This is a genomic window from Deinococcus psychrotolerans (genome assembly GCF_003860465.1).
GTDB lineage: Bacteria > Deinococcota > Deinococci > Deinococcales > Deinococcaceae > Deinococcus > Deinococcus psychrotolerans.
Map to the genome: position 1 here is coordinate 1,568,079 of NZ_CP034183.1, position 16,306 is coordinate 1,584,384.

The following is a 16,306-nucleotide window of genomic DNA, read 5'->3' on the forward strand; positions in this document are numbered from 1 at the left end:
CCAAAGGGCCGCTTTCCTAAACGCAGGAAAGCGGCCCTTTTCGTAGAATCTGGTTTACGACTGCGGCTTCTTTTGCAAGTTCACATCGTCCACGCCTTCCAAGGCGGCGCTGCCGGTTTCGTGGGGGCGCACGTCCAGCGGGTTGATCCGCACTTCTTCCTTGCTGACACTGTCCAGCAGCATGTCCAAAATGTCGGCTTGGCGGGCGGCGGCCACCGCTTTGTTAGTGATGATCTCGCCGATATTGAGGATGATATTGTCCTGCGGATCGAGAATCACCCGCGTGACCGGGCGGCCCAGCGCGTCACGGACTTTTTGAACTTCGGCGTCGTTCTGGCGCTGCTCGACGGCTTCTCCAGCGTTGTCGCGGGTTTCACCCAGCCACTGCTTGGCGCGGTCAAAGAAGCCCGTCGCTCCAGCACTGACGTTGCTCAGGCCTGCAGAGAGCTGCTCCCCGATGGCAGGCCCGCCGCTCTCGGTGCCGCTGACTTGGGCAATGCCGGTGGCGTCGAGCAAATCGTCTTCGCGGTGCAGTTCACGGGCACGTTCCAGCACGCCCTGAGTCACGATCTGGCCCTGTGCGGCGATCAGGGTGCGGTTGGGGCCGTAGACATCGCGGCGGACGCGGCGGCCCAAAGCGCTGGCTGCTGGAGCACCGACAACGGGAGCGCCTGTTACCGGAGCGCTGTCTGCCGTCTGGCTACTCACGTAAGAGCCGCTCAGGCGCTGCACGCCGCCTTGCAAGTTGCCCGCTGTGGCCGAGGCCACCAAGCTGCCCAGCGCGTTTTTGCTCTCGGCGCTCTGCACCGCCATCGGCGTGATGGTCTGGCCCTTCAAAACGATCACCGTGTCGTCGTCACCGTGAACGTCGCTTCCGGCCACTTTGCCCAACACATATTCCACTTGGCGCTCACGGCTGGCGCTGCTCAAGTCCTCGACGCGGCTTTGCAAGTTGCTCGACGCGCTGCTGTAGACCGTTTGCATACTCCCACTGGTGGCCGCCGCGACCAATTGACCCAGAACGCCGTGCTCGCGGGCACTCTCAGCTTGCTGCTCGGTGATGACCTCACCCTTGCTGACAATAACGGTGCTGAGCGCCGCGCCTTCTGTCGGCGTGCCTCCGGCCACCACGTCTTTGCCTGCCGTTTTGCCGATCACGTACTGCATCTGGCGTTCCTGCGAGGCGTCGCTCAAGTCGTCCACTCGGCCCTGCACGTTGCTGGCCGCGCTGCTGTAAGCCGCCTGCATACTGCCGCCGGTCGCTGCGCCCACCAGCGAACCGAGCAAGCCAAGCTCCTCGGCATGGTCGGCCTGCTCGGTGGTGATGGTTTCGCCCTTTTGAACGATGACCAAACCTTCCTCGGTGGCCACCTCGCTTCCGGCCTGCTTGCCAATCACAAATTCTTTTTGGCGCGACTTGGTGGCGGTCGACAGATTCTCGTAACTCTGCTTGACGTTGTCGCTGACGTTGCTGAGCGCCCCTTGCAGCCCGCCCGCTTCCTGTTCTTCCATCGCGGCGGCCACCGACTCCGGCACAATTGCGGCGTTGTCTCCAATGCTGATGCTTTCCGGCGCGGGCACGAAGGTGCGGCCACTCGACAAATCAGAAAACAAACCGCCCGTCGCTTCGTAGCCCACCACTTTGCCGCTGGTGGGTTCAAAGTACACGTCGGCGATTTTGCCGAGTTCGCGTCCTCCGCTGGTCAGGAGCCGGGTGCCGACGAGGCCCACTTTGGTGTCGAGCAAATCGGCGATGCGCGAGTCGTCACGGGCGCTGATGACGCTGTTTTCGTCGTCAATCATCACAGCGTCCTCGCCAATGCTGCGAACCGCCTCAAACGGCACCACTTTGGCGGCCCTGAACCAGCCACCCTCATCAACCAGCAGCGCCAAAACTTGATTGGCATCATGGTCGAACACCAAGTCATGCACTTTATCAATCTGATGCCCGCTGCTTAAAGAAACCACACTGCGTCCAACCAAGTCTTTACCTTTAATCATGAAATAATCTCCTTAATTCTCAATCCTGAATTTATTTTGAAGGCGCGAGTTGAGTCTCAAAATCCTAAATCGAGTAAACCGTTGGGCTGCAAGTAAAAGCGGTAAAGCAAATAGAGCAGCACCAAAATTATAATCAGGGCGGTGATCCAAACACCACCACCGCCGGATTTGTTACCGTTGAGCCGGGCCATAACGTCTCCTTGACGGCTAAGGACAAAAAATCCTGAGAACAACACGGTTGACTTCTTCAGCGCGGTGTAAAGACAGTCTTGCTCAGAAGTCTAGTGGGCTCAGGCGAGAACTGACGGGGCGGAGTGCTTATGTCCACTTGGGTTAGCCTTGCTCAAATCTTTAGCCAAGCTCACGCGCACTCAAGCGGGTTGAGTGAGGCCAAGCGCGGCGCGGGCCGCTAGACTGCGGGCCATGACGTTGCCTTTTTCCTCGCTGGCCCTCAGTGGGCTGTGGCTGCCCCACCAAACGCCGCCTGTCGGAGCCGAGCCGCTCTCCGCTTTGCCGCTGACCCTCCTGGTGGGCGTGACGGGGGTGGGAAAAAGCACCGCCCTGAGTGCCCTGAGCGCGACAGGGCTGCGGGTGCTGCCTGACCGCCGCGAAGTCACCGACGCGGTGATGATCGAGCCGCTGGCGGGCCGCGCCGTGACCGACAGGCAAGAGCGCTTTGCCCTGACCGCCCGCTACCGCCAAACCCACCCCGGCGGCATGGCGCAGGCCCTCGGCACGCTGCGGGCTTTGCCGGAAAAGGGAGAGCGCTTGGTGTTTGACGGTCTACGGGGCCTAGACGAAGTTCGCTACGCCGCTGAGGCGTTTGCAGCGTGGCGCTTTATTCACCTGCACGCGCCCGACGCCCTGCGGGTGCGCCGACTGCTCGGGCGGGGCGACGCTTTCGACGCGTTGAAACAAGACGCGGTCAGTCATGATCTCAGCAGCGAACTGGCGGCCCTCAGCGGCGCGGCGCAGGTGTTCACGCCCGCCGAACTCAGCGAACTCGCCGCCTTGCAGAGTCAGGGCCACGCCCCAGCCGACATTCTGGCCAAAACCAAAATCGTGCTGAGCGAACGCCAAAACTACGATCCGGCAGCCGCCCGCGCCTTTTTGCTGACGCTGCCGCCTGAGCGAATGCTCGATCTCGACACGGCGGCGCTGGCCCCAAGTGAAGTGGCAAGGCGCGTGGAGCATTGGCTGTGACCCATTTGGAGGTGGGCGGCCCCAAGATCGTGCGGCTGGAAGCCGTTCCCTACCGCTTGCCGCTGCACGGGGTGCTGGCGTGGGGCGCACACAGCCGCTTGAGCGCCGCCGAACACGTTTTGGTGCGGGTGCACCTCGATGACGGCACGCTGGGTGAGGCCGAAGCGCCGCCGCGTCCGACGATTTACGGCGAAACGGTGGCCAGCATCGTCGGTATTCTGAGCCATCTTGAAGCCGCATTGATGGGCCTGAGCATCGACGACGAGACCGCACTGAACGCCGCCCGCAACAGCGTGGCCCAAAACCTGACGGCACGCGGAGCGCTGGACATGGCGCTGTGGGACGCCCGCCAGAAGGCGCGGGGGCAAAGCCTCTTTGACGCGCTGCTGGGGCCAAATACCCTGGTGCGGGCCTCGTTTATTCTGGGCATCGCCGCGCCCGCTGAGATGCTGGATGAAGCCCGCCGGGTGGTGGAGCAGGGTGTGCGGGTGCTGAAGGTCAAAGTGGGCCGCCAGCATGCCCGCGACTTGGAGGTGATCGAAGCGCTGCGCTTTGAATTCGGCAGCGAAGTTCAGCTCTACGCCGACAGCAACGAAACCCTGACGCCCGAAATTGCGCCCGCCGCTCTCGCCGCCATGCGCGAAGCGGGGTTGATGTACGTAGAGGAGCCGCTGCCGGTGCGCCAGATTCGCGCCCGCGCCCACCTGAAGGCCAGCGGGGTGCTGCCGCTGGTGGCCGACGATTCGTGCTTCACGCCCCTCGATTTGGAGCGTGAGCTGGACTTCGACACCTTCGACATTCTGAACATCAAAACCGCCCGCAACGGATTTACCGACGGGTTGGCGATGTTGCGCCGCGCTCAGCAGGCCGGCAAGGGGGTGATGATCGGCTCGCAGGCCAGCAGCGGCCTCGGCACCCTCCACGCCGCGCTGCTCAGCACTCAAGAAGGCGTGACCGAGCCGTGCGAGCTGAGTTTTGTGCTCAAAATCCAAAGCGACTTGCTCAACTTGCCGATTGAATTTAAGGACGGCTGGCTGGACGTGGCCGCACTGAGAGAGCATCAGGTGGACGAGGAGAAGTTGCGGGCAGCGCGGGTGTGAGGTCGGCGGATTGCTTGCCAAGCATCACTTCGTCCTGATTAGATACCGCGTCACCGGCACCGTTTCGCCCTGATACTCCTCCGGATCACACTCACCCTCTTCCACAAAGCCCAGCCGCAGCATCAGCGCGTGCGACGGCAGGTTGGGCGCGTGAACGAGAGCAGTGACTTCTTCCAGTTTGAGGACTTCAAAGGCGTGCTTGAGGAGTAACTTGCCCGCTGCCAACCCGACGCCCTGCCGCCAGCGCGGGCGCTCAATGCCAATGCCGAACTCACCGGACACCGGGGTGAGGTACGCCAGATCGACATGACCGATCAATGCGCCGCTTAGCTCTATCCCCAGCCGCACAAAATCGGGGGCGGACGTGGCAATCAGCTTGGCCCAGTGTTCGCGGATTTTATTCGGCGCAAGTCCCACTGTCCAGTCAGCCGCGCGGCAAAATTCTTCGTCGGCTCCCCAGCGCACAGCGGCTTCTTCATCGCCGGGGCGCAGTGGGCGGAGTTGTATGTGTTCTATTTCCTCCATTATCCTTCCCGTACTCCTCCCCCACCGACTTCCCAGACCCGCGTGGCGACTTGCTGACGCAGGTGGCGGTCATGTGTCGCCATCAGCAGCGTGCCGGAAAAGCGGCGCAGCAAGTCTTCCAGCGCTTCAATGGCCTTGATGTCGAGGTGGTTGGTGGGTTCGTCCAGCACCAGCAGATTGGCGCGGGTCACGCCCAGCCGTGCCAAACTCAGGCGAGTGCGCTGCCCACCCGAGAGGTTTACCAACTTGAACGACGGCTCCGGCGGTAAGCCGACTTGGGCGGCAATTTCGTAGAGTTGGTGCGGCGTCAGCAGCGGGTTGGCGTCCAATAAGGCGTCTTTGAGAGTGGACAAGTTAGACAGCTCTTCGCCGCTCTGCCCCGCGAAGTAGAGGTGCAGCCCCGCGCCCAGCCGCACCGTTCCGCCGTAAGGCAACTGGCCCAAAACGGCGTGGAGCAGCGTGCTCTTGCCGCCCCCATTTGGCCCCGTCAGAGCAATCTTGTCGCCGCGCCGAACATCCAAATTGACGTTTTCCAGCACTGTGAAGCTGCCTCGCCGAACCGTCAAGTCGCGCACGGTCAACACTTCACTGGGGCCAGTTGATGCGGCGGGCAAGTCAAGAGTGATCAGGCGGTGATCGTCGTAGGGCTTATCCGTCACCGCCAAGCGCTCAGCCCGTTTTTCTAGCGCTCTGGCACGGGCCGCATTGACGTTCTGGGCGTTTTGAGCTTTGCCTTTGGCCAGCAATTTGTCACCGTCAGCGGCGCGTTTGGGGTTGTAGCTTCCAGCGCTGCGGGCTTTGCTCTGACGGCGAGCAGCTTCCGTTTCAAGCGCCGCCCGTTGCTTTCGGGTCGCCGTGTGAGCGCGGTCTTGGGCGTCTCGCAAAGTAGCTTTGAGTTCCATCGCCGCCGAATATGCCGCCGGGTACAAGGTGAGCCGCCCGCGTTCCAGCTCGGCAGTATGGGTGCTCACCGCGTCCAAAAAAGCGCGGTCATGCGAGGCCAGCACAAACGCGGCGCGGCTGCGGGCGATCCAGTCTTCCAGCCAGCGCACCGAGGCTTCGTCAAGGTGGTTGGTGGGTTCGTCGAGCAGATACAGTTCGGCAGGCGAGAGCAACAGACGGGCCAGCAGCACCCGCCGCGTCTGACCGCCCGAGAGTTGGCCTGCTGCCGCCTGCGGATCAAGATTAAGGCCCGCCAGCACAGTCTTGGCCCGCGTTTCAAAGTCGTAACCACCCACGCTGCGGTAACGTTCTTCGGCGGCGCTGAAGGTGCGGAGGTGGTCGGGCGTGGGGTCGCCGAGATCAGCGCTGGCGGCGTTTAGGACGCACAAGGCTTCCAGCAGTTCGGGCGGAGTCACGGCGTCCAGCACTTTGCCGCCGTGCTGGGGCGCGTGCTGAGGCAAGTACGCCACGCTGCCGTAGCGCTCCACCTGGCCGCTGTCGGGGGCGTCGAGTCCGGCGATCAGGCGCAGCAAAGTGGTTTTGCCGCTGCCATTTTCGCCAATCAGGGCGAGGCGCTCGGCGGGACGGATATCTAAGGAAACGTCGTCAAAAATGGTTCGGTCGCCGTAACTGCGGGCAACGTGATGTAAACGGGCAAGCATACTTCCCCCGGTATGGGTTGTGATCAGCGCGTCCTGGCCTATGGGCAAGGCAGCAGCAAGGCGTTTAGATTGCTCTGAATCTAACTGGGCTTACTGGCGGGCGCTGTTCATTCATCAAACCTCGGCGGCGGCGGGAAGGAAAGCCAGACCTCAAGAACCTTGAGCGGGTCTAGGGGAGTTTAGCGCGGAGTGGGCCCCAATAGGCCAAGCGGCTTAGAGCGCACTTGGTCTATTGGGGCCGTTAGACTGCCCGCATGTACTCCCCCGCTCACTTTCGCCTGACCGATCAAGCTGAGTTGCTGCGGTTTATGCGGGCGCACAGCTTCGCCACCCTCATCACGGCTCCGGGCGGCGTGCCGTTTGCCTCGCACATTCCGCTGCTGATCGAATCGGAGCAAAGCGCAGACGGCAGCGAAGCACTTTATTTGCGCTCCCACCTGGCGCGGGCCAATCCGCAGTGGCAGCACTTCGGAGAAGCCGACAGTTTGGTTATTTTCCAGGGACCACACGCCCTGATTGATCCGGCGTGGTACGAAAGCCGCCCGAACGTGCCGACTTGGAATTACGCGGCGGTTCACGCCTACGGGCAGGCCCAAGTGGTCGCAGGCGAGGCCACCCGGCGCATCGCTTACGGCCTGGTGGAGCAGCACACGCCCGGTATGGCCGCCATTCCCGCTGACCTTGAGCGGCGCATGTTGGCGGGCGTGGTGACCTTTGAGCTGCGGGTCAGCAAGCTGGAAGGCAAATACAAGCTCAGCCAAAACAAAACGGCGGCCGACAGGGCCAACGTGCAGCGTGAGTTGGCACTCAGCGGCTCAACGCACGAGCGGGCCACTGCCGAGATGATGGAGGCGCACAGTGCTGACTGAGTTCCTAGGCTGACTGAGTTCCTACGTTGTAGCCCCTAAACTACCGGCGTGCCCCGCGCCTTTACCCCCTTCCTCAACGCCGCTTACCGCCAGTCTCCTCCGCCGCGCCGCCAGTTTTTGCCGCGTGAATTTTTGCTGCAACTCCTCGCACAAGCCGCCGAGCGTTTGCCGCTGCTGGAAGCGCCTCCTTTGCCCTGGGCACTCGCAGAGCGGGCACACGACCCCGCTTATTTGCAGCGCTGGCGACGCGGCGAAGTCACGCGGCAAGAGGAGCGGGCACTGGGCTTTGCGTGGGACACCGCAGTTGTGGAGCGCAGTCGGGCGTCATGCGGCGCAACGCTGAGCGCCACCTGCGACGCGCTGAGCAGCGGCCTCGGCCTCAGCTTGGGCGGCGGAACCCACCACGCTTACGTCGACCATGCCGAGGGTTTTTCGTTTCTCAACGATGTGGCGATCATCACCCGGCATCTGCTTGACGCTGGACTACTCTCCAAAGTCTTGGTGCTTGACCTCGACGTGCATCAGGGCAACGGCACGGCGGCGATGCTGGGAAGTGAGGCGCGGGCCTTCACCCTCAGCGTTCACGCCGACCACAATTATCCGTTCAACAAGGAAAACAGCGATCTGGACGTGGGATTGCCCGATGGCGCGGGCGACGCCGAGTATCTGGCGGCACTTGAAGACACGGTAATGCCTGCTGTGCAAGCGTTTGAGCCTGAGTTGGTTTTCTATCTGGCAGGCGCGGACGTGCTGGAAGGCGACCAACTGGGGCGGCTGGCGCTGAGCTTGGACGGGCTGCGAGCGAGAGACGAACGGGTCTACGGCTGGGCAGCGGGCAGCAAAACCCCGCTGGTGTCGCTGATGGCGGGCGGATACAACCGCGATCCGGCCAAGTTGGTGCGGGCAAGGCTGGGCACCTTGGACGCGGCGCTGGGGGCTTTTTCTCCTTCTCCAAACGCGGTATAATGTTTAAATGATGTTTCTCCTCACGCCACCCTGACGACGACGCCTGAACGACGTTGCGGCCCTGAGTCGTAGAAACTGAACCGACGCTTTATTCAAAACTTTCCCTTACTACGGGCCGCTGCCGCCATATCGCGCCCGCCGGAGCCTTTATGACCAGTCCTCACATTGTGCGCGAAATCGAGCGCCGCCGCACCTTTGCCATCATTTCTCACCCCGACGCCGGTAAAACCACCATCACCGAAAAATTGCTGCTCTACGGAGGCGCGATTCAGCAGGCCGGCAGTGTGACCGCCCGCGAAGGTATGCGCCACACCACTTCCGATTGGATGAGCATCGAGCAGCAGCGCGGTATTTCCATTTCCAGCTCGGCGCTGACCTTTGAATACGAAGGCCGCCACATCAACCTCCTCGATACCCCCGGACACCAAGATTTCAGTGAGGACACCTACCGCACCCTGACCGCCGCCGACTCGGCGCTGATGGTGCTGGACGCGGCCAGAGGCGTGCAGGCCCAAACCGAAAAGCTGTTCGCGGTGTGCCGCAACCGGGGCATTCCGATTCTGACCTTCATCAACAAGATGGACAGGCCCGCCGTCGATCCATTCGAGCTGATCGAGCAAGTCGAGAGCACGCTGGGGATCACCGCCATTCCGCTGACCTGGCCGATTGGTGACGGCCCCGATTTCAAGGGCGTCTACGATTTGCAGAGCAAGCAAGTCTTAGTGTTCGAGCGCACCGCACGCGGCAAACAGCGTGCCCCGGTGCAAGTTGCCGGACTGCGCGACCCCGAACTGCGCCAACTGGTCGGCCCCGACCTCGCCGCCAAACTGATTCAGGACGTGGAACTGATCGAGGGCGCGATGGGCGAATTTGACCAGAATGCCTTCCTGAAAGGCGAACTGACTCCCGTCTTTTTCGGCAGTGCCATGAACAATTTCGGCGTCGAGCACTTTCTGAGCCGGTTCGTGGAACTCGCGCCCCCACCCGGCCCAGTCGAAACCAATCTCGGTGAGCGCGACCCTGAAGCGCCGTTTGCCGGATTCATCTTTAAGTTGCAGGCCAACATGAGCAAGGCCCACCGTGACCGCACTGCTTACATGCGGGTGATGAGCGGTCACTTCGAGCGCGGCATGGACGTAACGCACACCCGCACCGGACGCAAGTTGCGGCTCTCGCAGGCGCATACGTTATTTGCCCAAGACCGTGAAAAAGTGGACGACGCTTATCCGGGCGACATCGTGGGCCTGGTCAATCCGGGCGTCTTCCAGATTGGCGATGTGATCAGCTTAGACGGCAAATTGCAACTGCCCAGCTTCCCGAGATTCACGCCCGAAACGTTTGCCACCATTTCTCTGCGCGACGTGGGCAAGCGCAAGGCCTTTATGAAAGGGCTGACCCAGCTCACCGAAGAAGGCGTGGTGCAGGTCTTTTACCCCACCGACGGAGCGCGTGATCCGTATTTGGGCGCGGTGGGGCCGCTGCAATTTGAAGTTTTTCAGGCCCGCCTCCTCGAGGAATACAACGTCGAAGTGGAAATGCACGTCACCAGTTACGAGCTGGTGCGCTGGCTGGCCGGTGACACGGCCTCGGTGGCCCGCTTCGCCCGCCACGTCGAAGACGATCAGGGCCGTCCGGTCATGCTGTTCAGAAGTCCCTATGATCTGGACTACACCCAGACCCAGCACCCCGAGATTGAGTTCTTGCCGCTGCCCAAGGATTTGACGCGGGTTTGAGGGCAGCACGGAGGGGCATCAGCTCACCCCTTTACTTTCCGCTGACGAAAGGTCTTTAAGCGGCGGGCTACACTACCCGAATGCTCAGTCCTGAATACCTGCTCGCCACCTTTTCTTATGTGGGCCTCGCCCTGATTATCTTTGCCGAAACGGGCCTGCTGCTCGGTTTCTTTTTGCCCGGCGACAGCTTGCTGATTACGGCGGGCCTGTTTGCAGCGCGGGGCGACCTCGGCATCGTTGAAATCATCGTGCTGGTGATTGTGGCGGCGTTTCTGGGCAATCTGTCGGGCTACTTCATTGGCCGCCGCTTTGGCCCCGCCGTGTTTGCCCGCGTCAAGTTTCTCAAGCCCGAATACGTCGAGCAGGCCCGCGAGTATTTTGACGAGCGCGGCAATCAGGCGCTGATTCTGGCCCGCTTCGTGCCGATCATCCGCACGCTGCTGCCCACACTGGCCGGAACCATTCAAATGAACCCGCGCACTTTTATGATCTCCAACGCCATCGGCGCGGTGCTGTGGGGAACGAGCGTGCCGCTGGCCGGTTATTTTCTGGGCAAGATCATTCCCAAAGACGTGCTGGACAAATACATTCTGGTCATTGTCGGCGTGATCTTGGTGCTTTCGTTTATTCCGGTGCTACTGGAAATCAACAAGCGTCGGCGGCGCTAAACCGGGAGAAACTGCTTTCCCCCAATATCACTGGTTGTAATTGATGCTCCCTTTGGCCACCAGCGGCACGCTGACTTCGCGGCTCTGGGCTTTACGGCTGAGCGTCAGCTTGACGGTGTCACCGACTTGGCGGCGGCGAATTTCAAAAATCACGTCGTTGCTGCTGCGCGTCCGGATGCCGTCGACCGCCGTGATGGTGTCGCCGAGTTGGCTGAGTTGGTCTTGGCTGTCGTAACTCGATCCACGCAGTCCCGCCGCTGCTGCTGGGCTGCCCGCCACCACTTCGGCCACCACCCCGCCGGAAGGGCTGGTCAGGCCGTCATGCTGGCCGTCGAAGCGCAGGCCAATTGCCGGAACGTCGCGCTTTTCTCCGGCTTCTAGCGCCTGAACCAGTTTGCCCGACTCCTCGACGGGCACGGCGTAAGAGGTTAGGGTTTTGCCTTCATCGTTGACCCGCACGTAGCTGACCACGCCCATCACTTCGCCGCTGGCGTTCAGGATCGGGCCGCCGCTGTCGCCGGGCGCAAGCGGGGCACTCATCTCAAAAGTATTTTGGGGAAAATCGGCTTGGCCTGCCCGCGCTCCGAGCCTCAGCAGCCGGCCGACACGGGCCTGCAAGAAGTCGCCGCCACTGTTGCCGATGGCCAGTACCCCCTCACCGATTTTGGCTTCGCGGCTGGCCAGCGGTAAAAAGGGCAATGCACTACGGGTGTCGATCTTGAGCAGCGCCACGTCCGCCGCATTGTCGAAAGCCGTCACACGGGCGCGGTAGACCTGCCCGCTCAGCGTCTTGACCCGGATAAGCTGTGCGCCGTCTACCACGTGATAAGCGGTCATGACCTGGCCGTCACCCGAAATCAGGAACCCGGTGCCGAGGCCGCCCTGCACGCCTCCATTTTCCGAAGGGCCGAGCTGCTCGATTTGCACAGTGGCCGGACGCGATTTGCTGAACAGGTCGCGGGTCGCCGGTGATAAGGGATCACGCAGGGTGGGCGTCGCGGCGCTGCCCGAGCTGTCAAAGCCGCTCCCAAAACGGCCCGCGCTGGGGTCGGCCTGCGGCACAAAGTAAGCCGCTCCAGCAATGATGAGCAAAACGGCGGGCCAAGGCGAGAACTTCATGGCTGACTCTAGCGCCAAGTGACGGGTACCGAGCGTGCCGAATAGCACGGTAGAGATCACCGCCGCGCACCAAAGGGTGTACCCCTGCTGTCAGGAGTTTGAATGATGGGGCTTTTATACTTGGAGCATGTTTAGACGTCCGCGCCCCCAACCGTCCCCCGCTTCCCAAAGCGCCGAGCAAACGGCGGCGGTGGAGCTGGCTTCTCCCGCTCTCGCCGGAACGCTGAGCGTGTACCAGGAGCCGGAAGCGGGCAAGCTCCTTGCTGAACTGCTCTCCCGCCCCACGCCCGAAGGCCTGCTCGAAAGTGCGCTCTCGCAGCTCGCGGCGCGGGTCGGCGGCGACGTAAAGGGTTACGGAGTGCTGCGGCGCGGCCAAGACCGGGTGGTGGCGGTGCTGCTCTACCCGCGCCGCTTGGTGGGCCTGAGCTTGTCCGGCCCGTGGACGGCGGCCCGCCCGCGCCTGATCACCAATGGTTCCAGCGACCTTTATGCCATGAACGACGAAATGCTTCACCCTCAATTTGACGAAGCGGGCATGAATCAGGTCAGCGCTTCTTTGGTGCTGCCGCTGGCGGATAAGGGCCGCAACCTCGGCGCACTGGTGCTTGACCGGGTGGGAAGCGGTTTTACTCAGGAACAGCAAGACAGCGCCCAGAAACTCAGCAGCACCGTGGGGATGCTGCTCGGCTTGATGGACTCGCGTGAAGAAGCCCGCGCCACCGCCCGCACGGTGGCCGCAGCGGTGGCCGAGATCAGCGAGAGCCTCGATTTTGATTCAGTGGGACACGCCGAAGCAGTGGCGCAGGTGGCTTTGCAACTGGGACGCACGCTGGGACTGGCCGAGCGCGAACTCGACGAAGTCTGGTTTGCCGCCACCCTGCACGATGTCGGCAAACTGCACGGTGAAGAAAACCACGCGCTGGTCAGCGCCAACGTCTTGCACGGGGTGGGCAGCTTGAGTCAGGCCCAACTCGCCATCCGGCACCACCACGAGCGCTGGGACGGACAAGGCACGCCCGATAAGCTCAGCGGCGAAGATATTCCGTTGTACGCCCGTATTCTGGCCGTCGCCAACACCTATGTCAGAACCGGCGACCTCGAAGTGCTGCGCGGCCAAGCTGGAAAAGCGCTCGATCCGAGATTGGTGGGCTTGTTGGAACGCGGCGTACACTAAGACCAGCCGGGAGGATCACTGAGTGCGCTTTCGGCTCAGCGCTCTATCCTCCCACTGCTCTGGCCGCTGAACAATGGAGCGTGAAGCACCCAAAAGAAACAGCCCCAAAGCGGCGGCGGCAGCAAAAAAGATGAGTGCCCCGCTTCCCACGCTCCGCTTCCCGCTATGATGTGCGCCGTGCAGCGGGTCAGTTTATTTCCCAACTTAGAACAGCTCTACGGCCCGCTGACGCCGCTGGACTTTGGCATGCAGAGCCGGGTGTACACCGACGCCAGCCGCGAGCGGGTGCTGAAGATCTACCGCAACCACAAAGGCGAACACCGCACCGAGGCCGCCAACATGCGCCGCGCCGACATGGGCCAGTGGGTGCTGAACGTACACGAAACCGACGGCGTGGAAGTGCTGGTGATGCCGCGTTTTGACGGCCACCCGCTCTCTGAAGCGGATGTGCTCCGCGCCCTGCCGAGGGTGCGGCAAATTCTGGAGGCTCTACACGCAGAGCGGCGCGGCCAAGTGGACTTGCCCAGGCTGAGCGAGCGCCTTAAGCGGTTTCGCAGCGCCCTCGCGCCTTATCCGCTCGACGATTTGTTTGAGGCCATTGAAGAACCGCTCTTCCGGGGAGCGCTGGACGTGCCCGCCGCATTTTGCCACCTCGATTTGTGGCAAGACAACATTTTGATCAACGACGCGACGGGCGAAGTTCTGGTGATCGACTGGACGAAAGCCGCTTGGGACGACCCGATGCGCGATCTGGCCCTCCTCAAAACCGGCACGCTGGATTTGCTGTCCAGACCCGAGAGCCTCGCGGCGGCGCTGGAGCTGGTGCCGCCCGATCTGAGTTCACTCACCCGCTTCCGGGCGTATCTGGCCCACAGTTATTTGCATGACCTCTACTGGTTTTTGATGAACGAGCCGTATGAATTTGAAGCGCAGCGCGAGGTAAAAGTGCGGCGGGCACGCCACGCGCTGCTGCATTTGATTTGAGGAGACTCTGCAGCGATGCGTTGCTTTGATCCGTTCATTTCTCTTTTACCCACATCTTTGTGAAGAAAATTATCCACATGAAAACCGTGCAGATGGCGCTAGACGATGAACTGCTCTCTGCGGTTGACCTTGCGGCAGGCAAGGGCCAAGAAACTCGCAGCGCTTTTATCCGTATTGCGCTTTAGAGCATTTGTCATAATAGAATCTTAGGATGAGCATGTTTGAACCAGTGTCGAATATCTGTCTCTGATACGGCATCCAAGGCAACGCCGATGGCATCATAAAGCTCCGTCACGACTCGCCAGGCCCCACTCCGAACCAGTGCTTTCAACTTGGAAAACATGAGTTCAATCGGGTTGAAATCCGGACTGTATGGTGAGGTAAACATGACCTCACTTCCATGCGTTTGGATGAGCGTCCGAATGGACGCTCGATGATGTGACGAGAGATTGTCCATCACCACCACTTGCCCTGGCTTTAACGTTGGACACAGTATTTCGCGAACATACCATTCAAACGCTATGCCATCAAGTGCGCCATCAAGGACGATGGCGGCCTGCGGCCCTGCCAAGCTCAACGCACAGATCAAGGTCTGATTTCGCCCACGATTTCGCGGCACGCGGTCAACGGCCCGCTGATCACTCGGCGCACGGCCATACCCACGCGTCATCGCGATATGGAACCCACTTTCATCAAGAAAGACCAATCGGTTAGGCGTTTGAAGGTACGGTGCAAGGTCATTGAGGAACTGCGTTCGCAGTTCTTCACGACGTTCTCTGGCGACCAGTGTTTTTTTTGTGGGTGATCTTGTGGCGGCGAAAGACCCGGTCAACCGTTTTGTAACTGATCTTCAACCCGGTGATAGTTTCCAGCATGTCCGCGTGTTCTTGCAACGTCGCATCTCGGTGGGTTTCAAGCTGTGCAAGAAGCTGTTGCTCATGGAGGGCCATCACCGTACGGCGACGGCCCGTCGGTGTGGCAACAATATGCAGGGTATTTTGGTGGTGCCGTTTCAAATAGCTTTTGACAGTATCAACATGGACAGAAAAATGTTTTGCCGCTTCGCCCGGCGAAGCGCCACCCAGCACCAATGCGACAATCCGAGTCCTAAGTTCCAAACTGTACCCACGTACTCCTACTGTATTCATGAAGCTATTATGTCAAATGCTCTAGGCCGAACTCAAACGCCGACAGAATGCCGCGCTGGAAGAGGCGCACCGCCAAAGCTTTCAGGCGCAACCTGACGATGATGTCTGGCATTCCCTGCACCGCGCTTGGGGCGACTGATGTCCCATGCTCCTCGGCGCGGCGATATTTGCTGGTGCGACTTAGATGAGCGGCGTCCGGTGGTGATCTTGACGCGGGACGCTCTCATTGCTCACCTCAGCAATGTCACTGTCGCGCCGCTGACGACTCGCGTGCGCTCAATCCCCTGACAAATCATTTTGGAGCTGTTTGACGGTGTACCGGAACGCTGCACCATCAGCCTCGATAACATTCAGACCGTACCCAAGGAGAGTTTAAACGGGTTCATCACGTCGCTTTCCTCTTTTCGGCTGAGCGAATTGGAGCGGGCTGTGATTTTCGCGCTTGAGCTAGACCGCTGAGCTTCTCCCCCACCCTGCGCTACTCTGAACGTATGACCAAAGCCTCCTCATCTCTTTCTAAATCGACGCTGTCCAAAGTGACCGTCGCCGACCATCCGCTGATTTTGCACAAGCTCTCGCGGATGCGCGACGTGGAAACCGGCGTCAAAGAATTTCGCGAGTTGGCCGGCGAAATCAGCTTGCTGCTGGCTTATGAGGCCATGCGCGACTTGGAGACGGCCCCGCAAACGCTGAGCACACCGATAGAAACCGCCGAGTTCCCGATGCTCAGTGGCAAAAAGCTGGCACTGGTGGCGATTTTGCGGGCCGGGCTGATTATGGCCGACGCGATTGTGCAACTCGTTCCGGCGGCCAAAGTCGGCCACATCGGCCTTTACCGCGATCCCCAGACTCTTAAACCGGTGGCCTATTACTCCAAGCTTCCCCAAGACATCGCCGAGCGCCGCGTTTTCGTGACTGATCCGATGCTGGCAACTGGCGGCTCGGCGGTGGCGGCCATTCAGACCCTCAAGGACGCCGGAGCGCAGACCATTAAGCTGATGACCATTCTCAGCGTACCAGAGGGCATTACTGCCGTTCACGCCGCCCACCCTGACGTGGAAATCGTTACGGCGGCGATTGACACGGGCCTGAACGATCACGGCTACATCGTGCCGGGACTGGGCGACGCGGGCGACCGAATTTACGGCACGAAGTAGCCAAAAGGTGGGAGGCAGCGCGGCTTGTGCTTCGCGCAAAGGTCAGCGCCAAGAA

17 protein-coding genes are annotated in these 16,306 nt (G+C 61.1%); 11 read left to right on the plus strand and 6 right to left on the minus strand.

The window, feature by feature from the left end; genetic code table 11:
* Positions 1-54 precede the first annotated feature (54 nt).
* Both EHF33_RS07610 and EHF33_RS21740 read right to left on the minus strand, forming a co-directional pair.
* A complete protein-coding gene (locus tag EHF33_RS07610) occupies positions 55-2,001 on the minus strand; it encodes a PRC-barrel domain-containing protein (protein ID WP_124869596.1) in 1,947 nt (648 codons plus the stop codon).
* Between the two features lie 56 nt (positions 2,002-2,057).
* The gene (locus EHF33_RS21740; RefSeq protein ID WP_277425523.1) at positions 2,058-2,192 is read right to left on the minus strand and encodes a hypothetical protein; all 135 of its coding nucleotides are present in this window, start codon (positions 2,190-2,192) and stop codon (positions 2,058-2,060) included.
* A 232-nt stretch (positions 2,193-2,424) separates the two neighbouring features.
* Here EHF33_RS21740 and EHF33_RS07615 point away from each other — a divergent pair, with 232 nt between their 5' ends.
* Positions 2,425-3,204: an AAA family ATPase gene (locus EHF33_RS07615; RefSeq protein ID WP_124869599.1), complete on the plus strand. Its 780-nt coding sequence runs from the start codon at positions 2,425-2,427 to the stop codon at positions 3,202-3,204.
* A gap of 5 nt (positions 3,205-3,209) precedes the next feature.
* Positions 3,210-4,304 carry an enolase C-terminal domain-like protein gene (locus tag EHF33_RS07620; RefSeq protein WP_241191319.1) on the plus strand — a complete coding sequence of 365 codons (1,095 nt, stop codon included), beginning with the start codon at positions 3,210-3,212 and terminating at the stop codon, positions 4,302-4,304.
* Positions 4,305-4,328: 24 nt separating this feature from the next.
* Here EHF33_RS07620 and EHF33_RS07625 read toward each other — a convergent pair whose 3' ends face one another.
* Entirely contained in the window at positions 4,329-4,829 is a 501-nt protein-coding gene (locus EHF33_RS07625; protein WP_124869602.1) for a GNAT family N-acetyltransferase, read from the minus strand.
* Positions 4,829-6,433, minus strand: a complete 1,605-nt coding sequence (locus EHF33_RS07630) for an ABC-F family ATP-binding cassette domain-containing protein (RefSeq protein ID WP_124869605.1) — start codon at positions 6,431-6,433, stop codon at positions 4,829-4,831. The genes EHF33_RS07625 and EHF33_RS07630 overlap by 1 nt, the downstream gene beginning before the upstream one ends.
* 254 nt (positions 6,434-6,687) lie before the next feature.
* Here EHF33_RS07630 and EHF33_RS07635 point away from each other — a divergent pair, with 254 nt between their 5' ends.
* From EHF33_RS07635 to EHF33_RS07650, 4 genes are all read left to right on the plus strand, one after another.
* Positions 6,688-7,302: an FMN-binding negative transcriptional regulator gene (locus tag EHF33_RS07635; protein WP_124869607.1), complete on the plus strand. Its 615-nt coding sequence runs from the start codon at positions 6,688-6,690 to the stop codon at positions 7,300-7,302.
* Positions 7,303-7,350: 48 nt separating this feature from the next.
* The gene (locus EHF33_RS07640; protein WP_124869610.1) at positions 7,351-8,268 is read left to right on the plus strand and encodes a histone deacetylase family protein; all 918 of its coding nucleotides are present in this window, start codon (positions 7,351-7,353) and stop codon (positions 8,266-8,268) included.
* A 149-nt stretch (positions 8,269-8,417) separates the two neighbouring features.
* Positions 8,418-10,001, plus strand: a complete 1,584-nt coding sequence (locus EHF33_RS07645) for a peptide chain release factor 3 (RefSeq protein ID WP_124869614.1) — start codon at positions 8,418-8,420, stop codon at positions 9,999-10,001.
* Positions 10,002-10,081: 80 nt separating this feature from the next.
* Positions 10,082-10,669 (plus strand): DedA family protein, encoded by a 588-nt coding sequence (locus EHF33_RS07650; protein WP_124869618.1) that lies wholly within the window; start codon positions 10,082-10,084, stop codon positions 10,667-10,669.
* 27 nt (positions 10,670-10,696) lie between these two features.
* On the opposite strand, the gene EHF33_RS07655 is transcribed toward EHF33_RS07650, so the two are convergent.
* Positions 10,697-11,848 carry a S1C family serine protease gene (locus tag EHF33_RS07655; protein WP_241191088.1) on the minus strand — a complete coding sequence of 384 codons (1,152 nt, stop codon included), beginning with the start codon at positions 11,846-11,848 and terminating at the stop codon, positions 10,697-10,699.
* A 67-nt stretch (positions 11,849-11,915) separates the two neighbouring features.
* Between EHF33_RS07655 and EHF33_RS07660 the strand changes: the two genes are divergently transcribed.
* The 3 genes from EHF33_RS07660 (at position 11,916) to EHF33_RS07670 (ending at position 14,131) form a co-directional block, all read left to right on the plus strand.
* The gene (locus EHF33_RS07660) at positions 11,916-12,962 is read left to right on the plus strand and encodes an HD domain-containing phosphohydrolase (RefSeq protein ID WP_124869621.1); all 1,047 of its coding nucleotides are present in this window, start codon (positions 11,916-11,918) and stop codon (positions 12,960-12,962) included.
* A gap of 165 nt (positions 12,963-13,127) precedes the next feature.
* The gene (locus EHF33_RS07665; protein WP_124869624.1) at positions 13,128-13,946 is read left to right on the plus strand and encodes a phosphotransferase family protein; all 819 of its coding nucleotides are present in this window, start codon (positions 13,128-13,130) and stop codon (positions 13,944-13,946) included.
* 77 nt (positions 13,947-14,023) lie between these two features.
* Entirely contained in the window at positions 14,024-14,131 is a 108-nt protein-coding gene (locus EHF33_RS07670) for a ribbon-helix-helix domain-containing protein (RefSeq protein WP_124869627.1), read from the plus strand.
* An 8-nt stretch (positions 14,132-14,139) separates the two neighbouring features.
* Here EHF33_RS07670 and EHF33_RS07675 read toward each other — a convergent pair.
* Positions 14,140-15,094 (minus strand): IS630 family transposase gene (locus EHF33_RS07675; protein WP_124869631.1). Its coding sequence is split into 2 segments (ribosomal slippage): positions 14,140-14,742 and positions 14,744-15,094, totalling 954 coding nucleotides; the frame shifts between segments, so codons are not numbered across the junction.
* 138 nt (positions 15,095-15,232) lie between these two features.
* On the opposite strand from EHF33_RS07675, the gene EHF33_RS07680 reads away from it, so the two are divergent.
* The gene (locus EHF33_RS07680) at positions 15,233-15,382 is read left to right on the plus strand and encodes a type II toxin-antitoxin system PemK/MazF family toxin (RefSeq protein WP_124869634.1); all 150 of its coding nucleotides are present in this window, start codon (positions 15,233-15,235) and stop codon (positions 15,380-15,382) included.
* 203 nt (positions 15,383-15,585) lie between these two features.
* Complete coding sequence (gene upp, locus EHF33_RS07685; RefSeq protein ID WP_124869637.1) at positions 15,586-16,251, plus strand: uracil phosphoribosyltransferase; 666 nt, start codon at positions 15,586-15,588, stop codon at positions 16,249-16,251.
* Positions 16,252-16,306 lie beyond the last annotated feature (55 nt).

Coding starts and splice junctions, on each gene's coding strand:
- EHF33_RS21740 (WP_277425523.1), bottom strand. CDS start 2,192: ATGGCCCGGCTCAACGGTAACAAATCCGGCGGTGGTGGTGTTTGGATC.
- EHF33_RS07665 (WP_124869624.1), top strand. CDS start 13,128: ATGATGTGCGCCGTGCAGCGGGTCAGTTTATTTCCCAACTTAGAACAG.
- EHF33_RS07615 (WP_124869599.1), top strand. CDS start 2,425: ATGACGTTGCCTTTTTCCTCGCTGGCCCTCAGTGGGCTGTGGCTGCCC.
- EHF33_RS07670 (WP_124869627.1), top strand. CDS start 14,024: ATGAAAACCGTGCAGATGGCGCTAGACGATGAACTGCTCTCTGCGGTT.
- upp (WP_124869637.1), top strand. CDS start 15,586: ATGACCAAAGCCTCCTCATCTCTTTCTAAATCGACGCTGTCCAAAGTG.
- EHF33_RS07650 (WP_124869618.1), top strand. CDS start 10,082: ATGCTCAGTCCTGAATACCTGCTCGCCACCTTTTCTTATGTGGGCCTC.
- EHF33_RS07635 (WP_124869607.1), top strand. CDS start 6,688: ATGTACTCCCCCGCTCACTTTCGCCTGACCGATCAAGCTGAGTTGCTG.
- EHF33_RS07630 (WP_124869605.1), bottom strand. CDS start 6,433: ATGCTTGCCCGTTTACATCACGTTGCCCGCAGTTACGGCGACCGAACC.
- EHF33_RS07610 (WP_124869596.1), bottom strand. CDS start 2,001: ATGATTAAAGGTAAAGACTTGGTTGGACGCAGTGTGGTTTCTTTAAGC.
- EHF33_RS07625 (WP_124869602.1), bottom strand. CDS start 4,829: ATGGAGGAAATAGAACACATACAACTCCGCCCACTGCGCCCCGGCGAT.
- EHF33_RS07645 (WP_124869614.1), top strand. CDS start 8,418: ATGACCAGTCCTCACATTGTGCGCGAAATCGAGCGCCGCCGCACCTTT.
- EHF33_RS07660 (WP_124869621.1), top strand. CDS start 11,916: ATGTTTAGACGTCCGCGCCCCCAACCGTCCCCCGCTTCCCAAAGCGCC.
- EHF33_RS07680 (WP_124869634.1), top strand. CDS start 15,233: ATGTCCCATGCTCCTCGGCGCGGCGATATTTGCTGGTGCGACTTAGAT.